This is a genomic window from Veillonella intestinalis, assembly GCF_943192895.1.
Lineage (GTDB): Bacteria > Bacillota > Negativicutes > Veillonellales > Veillonellaceae > Veillonella_A > Veillonella_A intestinalis.
The window spans coordinates 23718-40420 of the sequence record NZ_CALPCB010000011.1 but is presented as its reverse complement, the minus strand read 5'-3'; the positions used below and the strand labels follow the sequence as shown (position 1 = coordinate 40420).

Annotated in this window: 17 protein-coding genes; 14 read left to right on the top strand and 3 right to left on the bottom strand. The window is 38.1% G+C overall.

Translation table 11 applies throughout. The features are described 5' to 3' along the window. The first annotated feature begins 88 nt into the window (after window positions 1-88). The 13 genes from NFR27_RS09395 to NFR27_RS09335 all read left to right on the top strand — a co-directional run bounded on the left by NFR27_RS09395 (window position 89) and on the right by NFR27_RS09335 (window position 13787). A complete protein-coding gene (locus NFR27_RS09395; protein ID WP_251455143.1) occupies window positions 89-1018 on the top strand; it encodes a C40 family peptidase in 930 nt (309 codons plus the stop codon). A 63-nt stretch (window positions 1019-1081) separates the two neighbouring features. Continuing rightward, entirely contained in the window at window positions 1082-1792 is a 711-nt protein-coding gene (locus tag NFR27_RS09390) for a metal ABC transporter ATP-binding protein (protein ID WP_251455139.1), read from the top strand. A gap of 1 nt (window position 1793) precedes the next feature. After that, the gene (locus NFR27_RS09385; protein WP_251443387.1) at window positions 1794-2591 is read left to right on the top strand and encodes a metal ABC transporter permease; all 798 of its coding nucleotides are present in this window, start codon (window positions 1794-1796) and stop codon (window positions 2589-2591) included. Window positions 2592-2653: 62 nt separating this feature from the next. Beyond that, window positions 2654-5263 (top strand): alanine--tRNA ligase, encoded by a 2610-nt coding sequence (gene alaS / locus NFR27_RS09380; RefSeq protein WP_251455136.1) that lies wholly within the window; start codon window positions 2654-2656, stop codon window positions 5261-5263. A gap of 96 nt (window positions 5264-5359) precedes the next feature. Then, window positions 5360-5617, top strand: coding sequence for an IreB family regulatory phosphoprotein (locus NFR27_RS09375; RefSeq protein WP_115310002.1), 258 nt, complete (start codon window positions 5360-5362; stop codon window positions 5615-5617). A 1-nt stretch (window position 5618) separates the two neighbouring features. After that, the gene (gene ruvX, locus NFR27_RS09370; RefSeq protein WP_251455133.1) at window positions 5619-6038 is read left to right on the top strand and encodes a Holliday junction resolvase RuvX; all 420 of its coding nucleotides are present in this window, start codon (window positions 5619-5621) and stop codon (window positions 6036-6038) included. Between the two features lie 87 nt (window positions 6039-6125). Continuing rightward, window positions 6126-6419 carry a DUF1292 domain-containing protein gene (locus NFR27_RS09365; RefSeq protein WP_251455130.1) on the top strand — a complete coding sequence of 98 codons (294 nt, stop codon included), beginning with the start codon at window positions 6126-6128 and terminating at the stop codon, window positions 6417-6419. Window positions 6420-6528: 109 nt separating this feature from the next. Then, the gene (mltG, locus tag NFR27_RS09360; RefSeq protein WP_251455127.1) at window positions 6529-7536 is read left to right on the top strand and encodes an endolytic transglycosylase MltG; all 1008 of its coding nucleotides are present in this window, start codon (window positions 6529-6531) and stop codon (window positions 7534-7536) included. Then, window positions 7526-8128 carry an O-methyltransferase gene (locus tag NFR27_RS09355; RefSeq protein WP_251455125.1) on the top strand — a complete coding sequence of 201 codons (603 nt, stop codon included), beginning with the start codon at window positions 7526-7528 and terminating at the stop codon, window positions 8126-8128. The genes mltG and NFR27_RS09355 overlap by 11 nt, the downstream gene beginning before the upstream one ends. A gap of 3 nt (window positions 8129-8131) precedes the next feature. Then, a complete protein-coding gene (locus NFR27_RS09350; protein ID WP_251455123.1) occupies window positions 8132-9367 on the top strand; it encodes a peptidase U32 family protein in 1236 nt (411 codons plus the stop codon). Between the two features lie 38 nt (window positions 9368-9405). Then, a complete protein-coding gene (locus NFR27_RS09345; protein WP_251455121.1) occupies window positions 9406-9627 on the top strand; it encodes a DUF4911 domain-containing protein in 222 nt (73 codons plus the stop codon). A 613-nt stretch (window positions 9628-10240) separates the two neighbouring features. Beyond that, window positions 10241-12151 carry a threonine--tRNA ligase gene (gene thrS / locus NFR27_RS09340; protein WP_251455119.1) on the top strand — a complete coding sequence of 637 codons (1911 nt, stop codon included), beginning with the start codon at window positions 10241-10243 and terminating at the stop codon, window positions 12149-12151. Window positions 12152-12401: 250 nt separating this feature from the next. Next, window positions 12402-13787, top strand: coding sequence for an amino acid permease (locus NFR27_RS09335; protein ID WP_251455106.1), 1386 nt, complete (start codon window positions 12402-12404; stop codon window positions 13785-13787). A 47-nt stretch (window positions 13788-13834) separates the two neighbouring features. Here NFR27_RS09335 and NFR27_RS09330 read toward each other — a convergent pair whose 3' ends face one another. From NFR27_RS09330 to NFR27_RS09320, 3 genes are all read right to left on the bottom strand, one after another. Continuing rightward, window positions 13835-14110 (bottom strand): glutaredoxin, encoded by a 276-nt coding sequence (locus tag NFR27_RS09330; protein WP_251443359.1) that lies wholly within the window; start codon window positions 14108-14110, stop codon window positions 13835-13837. 156 nt (window positions 14111-14266) lie between these two features. Then, window positions 14267-15157, bottom strand: coding sequence for a LysR family transcriptional regulator (locus NFR27_RS09325; protein WP_251455094.1), 891 nt, complete (start codon window positions 15155-15157; stop codon window positions 14267-14269). Window positions 15158-15378: 221 nt separating this feature from the next. Then, window positions 15379-16011 (bottom strand): YigZ family protein, encoded by a 633-nt coding sequence (locus tag NFR27_RS09320; RefSeq protein WP_251455092.1) that lies wholly within the window; start codon window positions 16009-16011, stop codon window positions 15379-15381. A gap of 354 nt (window positions 16012-16365) precedes the next feature. On the opposite strand from NFR27_RS09320, the gene NFR27_RS09315 reads away from it, so the two are divergent. Then, a complete protein-coding gene (locus tag NFR27_RS09315; RefSeq protein WP_251443350.1) occupies window positions 16366-16635 on the top strand; it encodes a metal-sensitive transcriptional regulator in 270 nt (89 codons plus the stop codon). The last annotated feature ends 68 nt before the right edge of the window (window positions 16636-16703 follow it).

Here is a 16703-nt window from a genome sequence, read left to right as displayed (position 1 = left end):
ATATAATAAAGAGTAAACAGTTTGACTTTGCTTAGTCAGAACTGATGAAATAAGGTCTGTACTCAGAGATTAGTTTGAGGATGAAATTATGAAATCAATACAAAGAAAAGTTGCCTTAGCCGCAGCTATGGTATTAGTTGTAAGCACTCATTGGAATGTGAATGCAGCTAGTTATACGTATGGCACTAAAGGTGGCGATATTCCAGCGATTCAGAAGAAATTGATTGCAGCTGGTTATAATGCTCGTCTTAATGGCGAATATGATGCGAACACCAAGTGGGCGGTTCGTTTATATCAACAAGATAATGGGTTACCTGTTAATGGCGTGTTAGACGCAACTACTTATAAAAAGTTAATGGGTAAAGCGTTAAATGAAAAGACTGTTGCTCGTTTAGGGCGTATGTCAGATGAAAAAATTGCTGCTGAAATGGCTGCTGGCCGTAAAAGTACAAGTGCAGTAAAGTCAGAAGATAATTCAAAATCAGAGACAAGTAAAGTAAGTAAAAAAGAAAACTCAAAAGCTGATAAGAAAAAAGATAAAGAAGCTAAAAAAGAGGCTAACAAAAATAAGCAGAGCAAGACCAATACTAGCTCTGGTTTGTTAGATCCCATAGAGTCAGACTTTATTTTTACTAAGACCGCTAATGTGTCTAAGTCTGTGCGAACTATTTTGAAAGAAGCTGAGAGCTATAGTGGCGTGCCATATCTTTTTGGTGGCACTACGCCAAAAGGATTTGATTGTTCTGGCTATGTTCGCTATGTATTTGCTAAATCGGGTATCACCTTACCTCGTAGTGCGGATGAGCAATATACAGTAGGGCAGAAAATTGGTAAACATAATTTACAGCCTGGTGATTTAGTGTTTTTCCAAACCTATGAACAAGGGGTATCTCATTCTGGAATTTATATTGGTGAGGGCAAATTTATCAGTGCGACCTCTAGTCGCGGGGTAACCGTAGCTAATATTAATGGTGGCTATTGGGGCGAACGCTATATTGGAGCGAAGCGTGTAATTTAAGGTGAATTTTAAAGAGGAGGCTGGAGCCTCCTCTTTTAGCCTATATGGCGCAAGGAGTATTACATGGGTGAAATTGTTTTACAAAATGTACAATTTAACTATGAACAAGAGAATACGTTGACGGATATTTCGGTAGCTGTGCCAGAAGGTCAATTTACAATTGTTGTAGGGCCTAATGGGGCTGGAAAAACTACATTTTTGCGTTTGGTAGCAGGTTTACTACAACCTGCCAGTGGTTCTATACGCATTGATGGGCATACTGTTGGTGAAGCACAGCGGTTGGGGCTACTTCATTTAGTGCCACAGATTTATAATAAAAATGCAGCCCAATTTCCTGCTACTTGTGGCGAAATTGTAGAGTTAGGCTTACGCATTCAAGGAATTAAGCGCAAAGAGCGGCAAGCCTTAGCCCATAAAGCATTAGCGCAGGTGGGAATGGCGGAATTTACCCATCGCCGTATTGGTGACTTGAGTGGTGGCCAACAACAGCGAGTAATGATTGCCCAAGCTTTGGCTAGAGGTCCTAAGTATTTATTGCTTGATGAACCTACCAGTGGCATTGATTATCAGGTCAGTGAACATATTATGTCTTTATTACGTAAACTTTGTGATGAAGGGATGACTATTTTAATGGTCACGCATGATATTATAGATGCCTGTGAAGTAGCTGATCAAGTAATTTGTATTAATCGTCATGTATGTTATGAAGGCGATAGCCAGGGCTTTTTAACAAGTCATAAGGGAACCTCCTTGGCTTGGCATGTAGGAGGTTAAGATGGATATTTTTTCTTATGAATTTATGCAACGAGCTTTTATGGCTGGTATGATTGTAGCCCTTATGTGTCCTTTAATTGGGACATTTATTGTTATTAAACGGCAGTCCCTCCTTAGTGAAGGTTTGGGGCATGTGGCGTTTGCTGGTGTAACGGGGGCGTCTTTGTTACAAATATATCCGCCTTTAGGGGCAGCAGCTCTTACTGTTTTAACAGCTATAGGAATTGAATTGGTACGACGTCGTCAAAATCAGTATACCGATATGATTTTAGCTTTATTCTTCTATACTGGTTTAGCATTAGCTGTTATTTTTGCTACCATGACTAAAATGCCAAGCACTGGTTTATTGAATTTTCTTTTTGGCAGTATTTTAACAGTTACAACTACTGATATTATAACTATCGCCATTGTAGCAGTGTTAGTGGCAATTGTTATATATGCCATATATTCACGTTTACTATTTACTGCCTTTGATGAACAAATTGCAGTTACTGCTGGCATTTCAGTAGGGCGAATTAATATGCTCTTTGCCATTTTGACAGCCTTAGTTGTTGTTATGGGGATGACTATTGTAGGGATACTTCTTATTGGGGCCCTTATGATTGTACCGGTGGCGACAGCTCATTTATGGCGTCAAGGTTTTGTAAGGACCTTATTGCTCAGTGAAATGTATTCACTAGGCAGTGTCTTCTTAGGGCTATTGGCAGCTTTTGAATTTGACTTAGCCCCTGGTGGAACTATTGTGTTAGTGGCGATTTTAGGATATGCGCTTACATTTCTCATTTTCATTAAAAAATAGACAAATATAGGGCTAAAGAAGTATAATAAGGAGTAATCGTATTTATTTAGGAGGCTGAACTCATGAAGGGTAATGAGCTGCGTCAGGCTTATTTAAAATTTTTTGAAAGTAAACAACATTTAATGTTAGATAGTTTTTCCTTAATTCCGGAAAACGATCCCTCTTTGCTACTTATTGGCGCTGGTATGGCACCATTGAAACCTTTTTTCACTGGTAAATTAGTGCCACCACGTACACGGGTAACTACTTGTCAGAAATGTATCCGCACAGGGGATATTGAGAACGTAGGTCGTACGGCACGTCATCATACCTTCTTTGAAATGTTAGGTAATTTCTCCTTTGGTGATTACTTCAAAAAAGAAGCCATTCATTGGGCTTGGGAATTTTTAACAGAAGTGATTAAACTAGACAAAAATCGCTTGTATGTTACAGTGTATCCTGATGATCAAGAAGCGTATGATGTTTGGCATAATGAAATCGGTTTGCCAGATGATCATATTAGTCGTTTAGAAGATAATTTCTGGGAAATTGGGGAAGGCCCTTGTGGACCAGATAGTGAAATTTTCTACGATCTTGGCGAATCTCGTGGCTGTGGTGAACCAGATTGTGCACCTGGTTGCGATTGTGATCGCTATCTTGAAATTTGGAACCTTGTATTCACTCAGTTCAATCGTACAGCTGAAGGTGAATATGTTCCTTTAGAAAAGAAAAATATTGATACTGGTGCTGGCTTAGAACGTTTAGCATCGGTATTGCAAAATAAAGAAAGTAATTTTGAAACGGATTTAATTTTCCCTATCATTGAAAAAGCGGCGGACATGGCTAAAGTGACCTATCATACAGATGCTAATACTGATGTATCCTTGAAGGTAATTGGTGACCATGTACGAGCTATTTCGGTGCTCATTAGTGATGGTGTATTGCCTTCTAATGAAGGTCGTGGCTATGTATTACGTCGTATTTTACGCCGTGCTGTGCGTCATGGTCGACTACTTGGCATTGAAGGTCGTTTCTTAACTGATTTAGTTGATGTAGTTATTGATATTTTAGGTTCTGGTGTACCAGGCTTAACTGAAAAACATGACTTCATCAAACGAGTTGTGGCTAATGAAGAAGACCGCTTTAATCAGACTTTAGCACAGGGCCTTGAATTATTGAGTGCATTAATTGATGATTTAAAAGCTAACAATGCTAAAGAAGTACCAGGTACTGAAGTATTTAAGTTATATGATACATATGGCTTCCCTTGGGAATTAACAGAAGAGATTGCTATGGAAGCAGGCCTTATTATCGACATGGTAGGTTTTGAAAAAGCCATGGACGAACAGCGTGCGCGTGCTCGTGCCGCTCGTGAAGATGTAGATGCTAAAGTAGCAACGCCAGACATCACTTTCCTTCGTGACGAAGTTTTGACTGATGATGAAACGGCTACATCCTCTGAAATTCTTATGTTAGGGGAAGGGGCTAATCGCCTTGATAGTGCTTCTGATGGTATGGAAATTACTTTAATTGTACGCACTACGCCATTTCATGCTGAAGGGGGCGGTCAATTAGGTGATTCTGGTTTCATCGTAGGGCCAATGGGTAAAATGGAAGTTCATACAACTCGCAAATTACCAGAAGGTACAACTTACCATGTAGGTACGATTGTAGAAGGTAATTTACAAGTTGGTGATACTGTAAGTTTTGAAGTGGATACGAATCGTCGTTTAGCAATGGCGCGTAACCATACAGCTACTCATTTGTTGCATGCAGCTCTTAAGCAAGTATTAGGTAGTCATGTAAACCAAGCAGGTTCTCTAGTAATGCCAGATCGTTTGCGCTTTGATTTTACTCATTTCTCGCCGGTAACCGCTGAAGAATTGGATCAAATTACTGATTTAGTAAATGGTGAAATTTTAAAAGCTAGCAATTTAACGATTCAAGAAATGTCCATGGATGAAGCTAAGCAGCTTGGCGCTATGGCTCTCTTTGGTGAAAAATATGGTGAACGTGTACGCGTAGTATCTGTTCCAGAATTTAGCGTAGAACTTTGTGGCGGTTCGCATGTTGTGAATACGGCTGTTATCGGTACATTCCGCATTCTTTCAGAAGGTGGCATTGGTTCTGGGGTACGCCGTATTGAAGCTGTAACAGGTGAAGCGGCGTTATTGTTAGCGCAACAAGAACAGGCTCAACTTCGTGAAGTGGCAGCTATTTTAAAAACAAAGCCAGAAGATGTTGTAGCTCGTGCTCAGCAGGTTGTGGCTGAAGTAAAACAATTAGAACATGATTTAGGGGCTGCTCGCAAAGAATTGATGTCTGGCGGCTTAGAAACTGTTTTAAGTAGTGCCTTTGAGGCTGGTCAGTTTAAAGCTGTTGTAGCTGAGGTAAAAGCGGCTGATATGGATGAACTTCGTAGTATTGCCGATATGGTACGCGACAAAGTGGCTTCTGGTATTGTGTTATTAGGTATGAGACACGAAGATAAAGTTAACTTCGTATGTATGGCCACTAAAGATGCTGTTAAAGGTGGTTTCCATGCAGGTAACATCGTAAAAGCTACAGCTCAGGCTGCTGGTGGTAATGGTGGTGGTCGTCCTGACATGGCGCAAGCTGGTGGTAAAGATGCTAGTGCTTTAGGAGCCGCTTTAGAAAAAGGTAAAGAAACTATTCTATCTATGGTAAAATAGAAATGTGGTAAAATAAAAATAACCATGTAATTATTCTGTGTGTAGGCTATAGCGCTTAGGCGCTATGACCTATACCGTTGTAAAGGAGGCTTTTGCATGAGTGTATCTGACGAAACTATGATGTTTCAAAAAGTAAATGATGTTCCTTCCGCTGGTGAAGTATTACGTGATGTATATCACGCTTTGCAAGAAAAGGGATATAATCCAGTGGAACAAATTGTAGGTTTTCTTATCTCTGGCGAGCCTACTTATATTACAAGTTATAACAATGCACGTAGCATGATTCGTCGTTTGGATCGGGACGAATTGATTGAAGAACTTGTTGTAGAGTATGTAAAGGCTAAGAAACTGTAATATGAGAATAATGTCACTTGATGTGGGCAGTCGTACGATTGGTGTGGCTTGTAGTGATGCATTATATGTAACCGCTCAAGGCATTGAAACAATTCGGCGTACCTCATTAGAAAAGGATTTTCAGCGATTGCAAAAATTGATTACTGAGTATGAAGTAGAAGAGCTTGTAGTTGGAATGCCCAAAAATATGAATGGTACGAAAGGTGATCGAGCGATTAAGACTGAAGAATTTGTAGCTAAGCTACAGGAAGTGATTGCTATACCGGTAACGTTTTGGGATGAACGATTATCTACAGTTATGGCAGAACGCTCGCTCATTGAGGCGGATGTAAGTCGTAAAAAACGAAAAACTGTTATTGATAAAATGGCAGCTGTTGTCATATTACAAGGTTATTTAGATAGTCGTAGTCATCAACGCTAATTAGCTAGTCTGTAGTATTACTAGTCATAGTGATGGTTAGCAAGTAGGCGTAGTATAACTACTTATATTAACCGTAAGGAGGTCCTCATGGTAGAACAAGGGTATGAAGGTGAAATGTCAGTTGTTGTCATTGATGATGGCGAAGGCAACGAAATGTATTATGAAGAAGATATGATCATTAATCATGAGGGTAAAGAGTTTGCTGTGCTTATTTCTTTACCACCTGAAGAATGTGAACCAGGCTGTAAATGCCATGAAGAACCAGAAGTTATCATCGCTCGCATTGATGAAGAAGAAGGCGAGGATGTATATGTAGCGCCTACAGATGAAGAATTTGAAAGCGTATTGGCCCTTTATGAAGCAGGTCTTGACGAAGAATAATTAGGTATTACAATTTAGGGAAAGAGGGGCCTAGCCCCTCTTTCGCCTGTTTATAAGCAGTTCTTGTGTATGCTGCTTTGATTATTAACTATAAGGAGTTAGGTTGTCTATGAGCAGACGATTGAAGTGGATAGGTGCATCCTTCATAGGATTGTTGCTTATTCTTTGTATCGCCGCCGCCGTCATATATTTAAAACCCAATAGTATAGTGAGTAAGCCAGAAAATGTAGTTTTTACGGTTGATAAAGATCAAACTGGTGCTGAAATTGGTGATATGTTATACGAGAAAGGGATTATTAGCTCGCCTACAACGTTTCGCTTAGCGTTGCGTTTAACTGGCTCTATGGATAAACTACAGCAAGGGTATTATCAAATTCCACAAAATGTGAGTCTGCGAGATGTTATTAAGTTGTTGCAGAAAGGAAAGTTACAAGCTATTAAAGTAACGATTCCTGAAGGCTATACGATTCAACAAATTGCCGATGAATTAGAAAAAAATGGGTTAGGTTCTAAAACAGCTTTTTTAGAAGAAGCTAAAACGTATGTGCCTTACCAATATATGTATGGCCCTAGTAAAGTAGATTATCGTGTAGAAGGCTTTTTATTCCCTAATACATATGAGATTCCCGTGGATAGTAAGCCACAAGATATCTTAAAACGGATGGCAGGGGAATTAAATAAACAATTGACCCCAGCTATGCGTCAGCAGATTGCAGCGAAAAATATGACTATTTTTGAATTTATTACATTAGCTTCTTTAGTGGAAAAAGAAGCTAAGTTTGATGAAGATAGACCGATTATTGCCGCTGTTTTTATGAAGCGCTTACAAATTGGTATGCCATTGCAGTCTTGTGCTAGTATCCAATATATTTTAGGGTATCCAAAACCTCATTTGTCCATTGAGGACACAGAGTTACCAAGCCCGTATAATACATACACTAACAAGGGCTTGCCTCCAGGGCCAATTGCGAATCCTGGTATGAAATCAATGGAGGCTGTGCTTAATGCACCAAGTACAGATTATTTATTTTTTGTAGCAGATAAGGAAGGGCGTCACCACTTTACGAAGACTTATGAAGAACATTTAGAAGTGGTGTCATCGATTTATGGAGATTAAAGAGATTTTAAATGAACAGCGCATTTATGCAGTCCTCAATAAGGTCCCAATTTTGCGCGAGTCAGAAGTACATTTATTTGAAGAACTCATTAGCTTGTATCGGCCTAATCGCGTGTTAGAAGTGGGAACTGCTATTGGTTATTCTACATTGTTATTAGCTAAACATGCAGCACCAGGAGCGGAGATTGTATCTATTGAGCTCGATGAAAAACGCCATGGCATGGCGCAGTATTATGTGAATCAATCCTCGTATAAAGAGAATATAACCATTCATTTAGGCGATGCTAATGACGTATTAGCTAATTTGGATGGTACATTTGATTTGGTCTTTTTAGATGGGCCTAAAGGGCAATATGGGAAGCAACTGGAATTGATTTTGCCCCATTTGGCACCGCAAGCTGTTGTACTAGCTGATAATGTTCTTTTTAGAGGGTATGTACGTGGTGAGAAAGACGCACCTCACCGATATAAGACAATAGTGAAACGACTGCGTGAGTTTTTAGCCGTCGTGGAAGATAAAACAAAATTTAATACTACCATTTATCCTTTAGGTGATGGTATGAGTGTGAGTATTTGGAAAGGTAATAAGTAATACATGAATAAACAAATTGAAGTGTTGTCTCCAGCAGGCAATATGGATAAGTTAAAAATGGCCATTCGTTATGGTGCTGATGCGGTATATTGTGCCGGTCAATCTTTTGGTTTGCGTGCTAGTAGCTCAAACTTTAACAATGAGCAGTTAAAAGAAGCTGTTGAATTTGTACATAGTCATGGTAAAAAAATCTATGTAACATGCAATATTATCCCTCACAATGAAGATTTAGTTGGTTTAGAAGATTATTTGAAATTCCTAGAGTCTATTGGTGTGGATGCTATTATTGTGGCTGATTTAGGTATTTTCTTGTTAGCAAAACGAGTAGCCCCTAATTTGGAACGTCATGTGAGCACTCAGGCTAATACGACTAATTATTTAACGACTGAATTTTGGAAGGAACAGGGTGCTAGTCGTGTTGTAGTGGCACGCGAAGTAAGTATTGCCGATATTAAAACTATGAAGGAAGCGGCCGACATTGAGATTGAAGCTTTCGTTCATGGCGCTATGTGTATATCCTATTCTGGCCGTTGCTTATTGAGCAATTATTTTACCACTCGTGATGCTAATCGTGGGCAGTGCACACAGGCTTGTCGTTGGAAATATTCCTTGGTAGAAGAAAATCGTCCTGGTGAATACTATCCAATTGAAGAAGATCAACATGGTACCTATATTTTTAACTCCAAAGATCTTTGCTTGTTAAAATATATTCCTGATTTGGTAGAGGCTGGTGTAGATAGTTTAAAAATCGAAGGCCGTATGAAGAGTGTTCACTATGCAGCTACGGTAACAAAAGTGTATCGTGAAGCTGTGGATACCTATTTAGCTGACCCAGAGCATTATGAAGTAAAACCAGAATGGATTGAAGAATTAGAAAAAATTTCGCATCGTCCATACACCGAAGGTTTTTCCGTAGAAAAGCCTGACGAAACTGCGCAGAATTATGGTGCCTCTAGTAATACTCAAACACATGATTTTATTGGTCTTGTAGAAGGGTATAATGAAGCGGAAGGATATGCGTATTTAGAACAACGTAATAATTTTAAAGTAGGCGATGAAGTAGAATTTTGTCAGCCTCATGGCGAATTAGTGTATCATACGATTTCCAAAATGACAGATGAAGAGGGCAATGAAATTACGGTGGCACCACATGCTCAGATGAAAGTTCGTTTATACATTGATACACCATTAGAAGAATATGCTATGATGCGTCGTAAATGTAAGGTAAAAGGTCAGTAATAGTACAAGGTATAGGTTGCTATGAGGGGTGACTAACATTGGACGAATCATATGTATATTTTAAAATTTCACCAACTCAGACGAATTACGTAAATCGTATTTTAGAAGGCTATGAATATTTAGGGGTTATGACCACATTACAGCGTGCTGAAGGACTTTGTATGGTTCGGAGCACACCTGATACGGCCCCTTTAGTACGCCAAGTTTTGGAGAGCTTAGATATAGAATTAACCTTCTTAGAAGCTAATCAAGTTTTATGATTTTTAGCTTTGTTAATTTTTGTCGTCCTATTTTAGGTTTTATTATTGTTACTCTTTGGATTTAAGTTACCTGATTTTGCCTATGGAGGTTAGTCATTGATACTTGATTATTAGAGACATGGTAAGGGCTACAATTTACTGTATTACTATATTTAGTTTTGAGTTTTGTGAAAATTTTGTAAAAAAATAATAAATTGTGCACAATGAGTATTGACACTGTTGAAAATTTGGTGTACAGTGTATACATCAAATGAAACAGGTAGAGCGAAGGACATGATACCTAATCCACTGTGTGACAGAGAGAGATGGCTAGGCTGTGACCATCTTACACAAGTTAGTGTGTTACCCCCTTCAAACCGATTGGTTGAACTGTAGTATGCCAATCCGCGAGTAGGCGTTATCGACAATAAAGTGAGTTGTCTTTGCAGATGACTAACTAGGGTGGAACCACGAGACCTTCGTCCCTTGTCGGGAGGAAGGTCTTTTTTGATGCTTGTTTAGGAAAGCGCCTATTAGACAATAGGTAGTGTAGCTAATTTTAAATAAGTATTGTATATGATGAATAGTTACAGCGTGTCCCGCCGGTGTAACTTAATTTTAAGGAGGAATAACCATGAGTGAAGTAAAAATTATTTTACCTGACAATAGTGAACGTTCTTATGCAGCGGGCACTACTTTAGGGGAGGCTGTTAAACAATTATCCAATAGCTTAGCTAAGAAAGTATTAGCAGCAGAGGTAGACGGTGAATTAACTGATTTACGTGAAGCGGTTAAAGATGGCTCTCATGTTAGCTTTTTAACATTTGAACAACAAGGTGGTAAAGACACTTTGCGCCATAGTGCATCTCATATTATGGCACAGGCTATTAAGCGTCTTTGGCCAGAAGCACAGCTTGCAATTGGACCAGCGATTGAAAATGGCTTCTACTATGACATTGATATGGAACATGTGTTAGTACCAGAAGATTTAGCTAAAATTGAAGCAGAAATGCAGAAAATTGTAAAAGCCAATTTCTCGATTGAAAAAGAAGTGATTTCTCGCGAGGAAGCACTTAAATTATTCAAAGAAAAAAATGAAGCTTATAAAGTTGAATTAATTGAAGACTTACCAGCTGATGCTGAAATTTCTATGTACCGTCAAGGTGAATTCCTTGATCTTTGTGCCGGTCCTCATGTGGCTTCTACTGGTAAAGTAAAGGCTTTCAAACTTCAGAGTTTAGCAGGTGCGTACTGGCGTGGCGATGAAAAAAATAAAATGTTGCAACGTATTTATGGCACTGCTTTTGAAAAGAAAGAAGAATTGGAAGAATACTTACATTTATTAGAAGAAGCAGCTCGTCGTGATCATCGTAAATTAGGTAAAGAATTAGGTCTTTTTGTTATTAAAGAACAAGGCCCTGGATTCCCATTCTTTTTACCAAAAGGTATGGCACTTCGCAATGAATTAGAAAATTTCTGGCGCGAAGTACATCATGATTTTGATTATGAAGAAGTACGTACGCCGATTATCTTAAATCGTCAACTTTGGGAACAATCTGGCCACTGGTTCCATTATCGTGAAAATATGTATACGACTATGATTGATGAAGAAGATTATGCTATTAAACCAATGAACTGCCCAGGTAGTATTTTAGTATATCAGAATGATATGCATTCCTATCGTGACTTCCCAATTCGTATGGCAGAACTTGGTCTTGTTCATCGTCATGAATTATCTGGTGCTTTACATGGCTTATTCCGTGTGCGTAGCTTCACTCAAGATGATGCTCATGTATTTATGTTGCCATCCCAGATTAAAGAAGAGTTAATTAAAGTTATTGAACTCTTTGACCGTATTTACAGTCAATTTGGTTTAACTTACACTGTAGAGTTAAGTACTAAGCCAGATAATGCAATGGGTGATGATGCTATTTGGGAATCTGCTACTAATGCACTTCGTGAAGCAATTGAAGAAAAGCAAATTCCATATCAAATTAATGAAGGGGACGGCGCGTTCTACGGTCCTAAATTAGACTTCCATATTCGTGACTCCATTGGTCGTACTTGGCAGTGTGGTACTATCCAGTTGGATATGAACTTGCCTGAACGTTTCCAAATGGAATATATTGGTGAAGACGGGCAGAAACATCAACCAATCATGATTCACCGTGCTTGCTTTGGCTCGATGGAACGTTTTATTGGCATCTTGATTGAACACTATGCAGGGGCATTCCCAACTTGGTTAGCACCAGTTCAAGTTAAGATTTTACCTATTAGTGAAAAACATGTAGAATATGCTAAGAAATTGCGTGATGCTTTCAAAAAATCTTACATTCGTGTAGAATTGGATGATCGTAGCGAAAAAATTGGCTATAAGATTCGTCAAGCGCAAATGGAAAAAGTACCGTATATGTTAGTTGTAGGGGATAAAGAAGAACAAGACGGTACTGTAGCAGTTCGCAGTCGCTTAGAAGGTGAAAAAGGTGCCGTTAAATGGGAAGACTTCTTGGCTGATATTTTAAAAGAAGCAAAAGAACGTAAATAATAGCTGAGAAATAGCTGACAAGTTACTAAGTAATAGAGATAAAAGGAAATTGCTTACTCTATTATGAGAAGTTTATACAAACTATAACAAAAACCTAAGGTAAGAGTAATGATACTTGCCTTAGGTTTTTTGTATTATCATGTATATTGTATTTTTGTTGTTTTTTATAGAAATAGTTCTATTAGAACTGTTATAATTAATAATTATTAATCAATTAATCCATAATTAGCCTAGAGGAGGGTGTTATTAGATGAATCAAGAACTAGAACCCATAACGAGCTCAGCAAAGAATCAAGAACAAACCCTTGCCAGAGGGCTAAAAAATCGCCATGTACAGCTTATTGCTATTGGTGGCGCTATTGGTACCGGCCTATTTTTAGGATCTGGGCATTCAATTGCATTAACTGGGCCAGCTATTTTATTTGCCTATATTATTACTGGTGGTATTTGTTTTTTGATGATGCGCGCCTTAGGGGAGCTACTTTTATCGAATACGGATTATCATACATTTATTGAATTTGTACAAGACTATATGGGGGAAAAGGCGGCTTTTGTTACGGGCTGGACATATTGGTTTTGTTGGATTTCAGTTGCTATGGCAGATATAACAGCGGTAGGAATTTATGTAAAGTACTGGTTTCCTAGTATAGAGGCTTGGATTCCTAGTCTAGTAACTTTATTTATCTTATTGTTGATGAATTTATTAACAGTCAAATTGTTTGGAGAATTAGAGTTTTGGTTTGCTTGCATTAAAGTAGTTGCTATTATAGCTTTGATTGTACTGGGGATTTATTTTATTTTTACCGGTCAGCCAACGTCTGTAGGCGTGGCTAGTTTTAGTAATTTATGGAGTCATGGTGGTTGGTTTCCTAAAGGCTTTAGTGGCTTTATCCAATCCTTTCAGATGGTGGTATTTGCCTTTGCTGGGATTGAGTTAGTTGGCTTGACGGCGGGGGAGACAGAAAATCCTAAGAAGGTAATTCCGCAGTCCATTAATAGTATTCCCATTCGAATCATTTTGTTTTATGTTGGTGCGTTAGCCGTTATTATGAGCATTTTTCCTTGGGATTCTGTTAATCCAGATCGGAGCCCTTTTGTAGAAGTATTTTTAGCTATAGGTATTGTAGGGGCTGCTTCTATTGTGAATTTTGTAGTGCTTACTTCGGCTGCGTCAGCTTGTAATAGTGGTGTATTTAGCACAAGTCGTTTGCTGTATTCGCTAGCAAAACGAAGTCATGCTCCCGGAATTTTAGAAATATTGACGAATAAACAAGTCCCTGCAAATGCTTTATTTTTATCTGTATTGGTTATTTGCTTAGTGGTGGCTTTACAATATGTAATTGCAGAAGGCGTATTTGTTATTATAACGAGTGTGGCTACTTTTTGTTTCTTATATATTTGGGGAATTATCACCATATGCCATATGAAATTTGTTAAAGCAAGACCTGATTTAGCAGCTAAAAGCAGTTTCAAAATGCCTTTGTTTCCTGTTTTTAATTATATAGTATTGGCATTTTTTGCGTTTGTTATTGTAACGCTTGCTTTTAATCCGGCTACACGTGTTGCCTTATTTGTAACACCTGTATGGTTTATTATGTTATTATTAATCTATCAATTGAAAAAAGAAATTGTATAAAATTGTGTAAATAAAAAAGGCCCTTAAGGGCCTTTTTGTACTTTTAATTATAATGCTTTATCAAAAACAGCTTTAATTAATTGTTTTGTTTCTTCGTAGCTTTCGCCTGGTTTAGCTTCATATTGTTTATCTAAGTCAAACCAAAGGTTTGGATAGTAATCATATGGATGTGTTTTAAATAATTCATGCGCATCCTGATCTTCTACCCAATTAATTTTAATATCACCATAAGCTGGATTTTCAGCTTTTAATTCTTCAATTGCTTTAAATGCATTTTGGCAATAAGGACAACCGTTTAAGTGGAAACCTAAAATTTCTTTCATAGTTATTCATCCTTTACGTATTATTAACACAAAAATAATGAAAGGGTAGTGGTTACAAGTACCACTACCCATAGTATACCATATAATTGCATAACATTCAATTTTTTAGATATAATTTGTATAATTTACAAAAGCCTATTATTTAGTTGTGAGCGGTTACATGATTCCTTGGTAAAACTCTAAAAACTGCTTGGCTACTAAGGATGGTGTATGACCTTTTATAGTAATAAAGCTTTTGTGAAAGCCAGTAGCTAACTCGGGTAAACGAATACGGGTCATTTTACGACCATGAACTTTCTCTTGGGAGTCCATGGGAATAATGGCGACCGTACGACCTAATTGTGCCCATTCAATGGCAGAGCTTTTGGTTGTTGTAACAGAGATGACATTTAAGTTATTGAATAGACGACTGGCACTTTGCATGAGCATTCGCACTGATCCGCCAGATAAACTAAGGGGACAACGAGCGATTTCATCCCAAGTGAGGTTGTCTTTTTCTAGGGTGCTCCAAAAAATATCATTACGGAATACTGCATAGAGAGATTCTGGCTGGGTAAAGAGAATGTCAAAGCGATTAGTATCAACCATTTGGGAGTTGCACAAGCCAATTTCTGCTTGACCGTTTAAAAGTGACTCAGTAACATCACTCATTAAGCCTTCGTAAATTTCATAATGAACGGACGGATATTTATGAGAAAAATCTTGTAAATATTGTTGTATTAAACCTGTTGAGCGAGACGCAGAAGAACTGATTCGCAAAGTCCCTTCAACAGCCGAGTTTAAACGCTTTACATCGGCATAGGTAGATTCTTCAATGGCACATAATTGCTGTGCTTTTTCATAGAAGATGCGACCAGCTTCAGTGAGACGAAAATTAGCCCCTCGCTGACCACGTTTTATATGCAAGAGGGGCGTGCCAAACTCGGCTTCTAAATATTTGAGTTGTTTGCTCAAAGCAGGTTGTGTGATGTGTAAAATATTCGCTGCTTGAGTCATATTACCGGTTTGTACTAAGATGATGAAATTGTAATAATATGATGTGTCCATGAGAATCCTCCCTGCCTATACAAGTAAGATTGTCATGACAATGTAGTGTGGGCGTACTACTTTAAATATATTTTTACATTATTATACCCTTATTGTACTATGTGTAACATCATTTGTCAGCCCCTAAAGGCATAAATGTTTAACAGGTAGTAAGGGAATGCTATGAGTTGGCTGGTGGGCAGAGCCTTAAAGTAAGTAGCCAATGGTCTATGGTAGATGGTTTAGTCTGTATAAGGCAGAGCTACTAATTTTTCTTCTAGTAAAGTCCAATTATGTTGCCCGCTAGTTATATTGGCTAAAGCTGTTTCTAATGGTGCTAAGCGTTCTGGTTCTACATAAATGATGACCGTAACTGTATCAGTAAAATTAGTTTCATAATAATACTTTTCATCTTGTAAATAACGTTCTACAGTGCCAAATAGGCCATAATCAATGGTAATGGATATAAGTTGACGTGGTGCATGCAATGTTTTAGGAGCACTGTGAATGACTTCAGCAGCACTATGAGAATAGGCTCTAATGAGGCCACCCGCACCTAGTTTAATGCCGCCAAAGTAGCGGGTTACTACAATGAGTGTATTGGTAAGACCGGTTTTTTTTAAGACTTCAAGCATAGGTTTACCTGCTGTACCTGAAGGTTCACCGTTATCTGATGAGCGTTGCTGTTCTTGTCTTGGGCCTAGGGCATAAGCAGTACAATTATGGGTAGCATCCCAGAATTCTTTGGTAATGCGGGCGATAGCAGCTTGTGCGTCTGCTTCTGTTGTACAAGGTATGGCAGTAGCAATAAAGCGTGATTTTTCTACAATATATTCTATGCGATGTTCTTGGCTAACTGTAATATATGACTCCATGTATACCCCCTGTTAAAATATATAAAAAGAAACTTATATAGCTTGTAAGTAAGTTCTGATGCACTAACTTTAAAGTATTGCTATATAGCTAATTATCTGAGTATTAGCTATAAAGACTTGTTATATTTTATGATACGGAATTTTGAAGAATTAGACAATACCCCTATGTTGACGTTCTTATTGAGAAGGTTTACTATTATAGTAGTTGCTGAAATACTCCCTGGGGGTATATTGAGGTGATGTATGTATTCTTATATTTAATTGTTTTATAGTTGAATGCATTGCTTACTGGCATAATCTGTTAGTAATTGTTTAATTATATATTTTTTTATTTTTAATAAGTGAGGACTTGATATGTTAAATGATATGGAGATAGATAAGTTGAGTCGTCGTTTACGGCGGATTAAAGGTCAAGTGGAAGGGATTGAAAAGATGATTGATGATCATCGGTACTGTGTAGAAGTTTTACAACAAATAGGTGCCGTACGAGCCGCTTTATATCAAGTAGGATTAATAATGCTAGAAAGTCATTCCCGCTCTTGTGTCGTTGATGCTATTAAAAAGGGCAATGAAGATGATGCTATTACGGAATTAATGGGCGTATATAAATCCTTGCACAAATAATGTATGAAAGATAGGCCTATGGATATGCATCATATACAGAAAGATAGTGGTGCGCAAAGATTATCGTA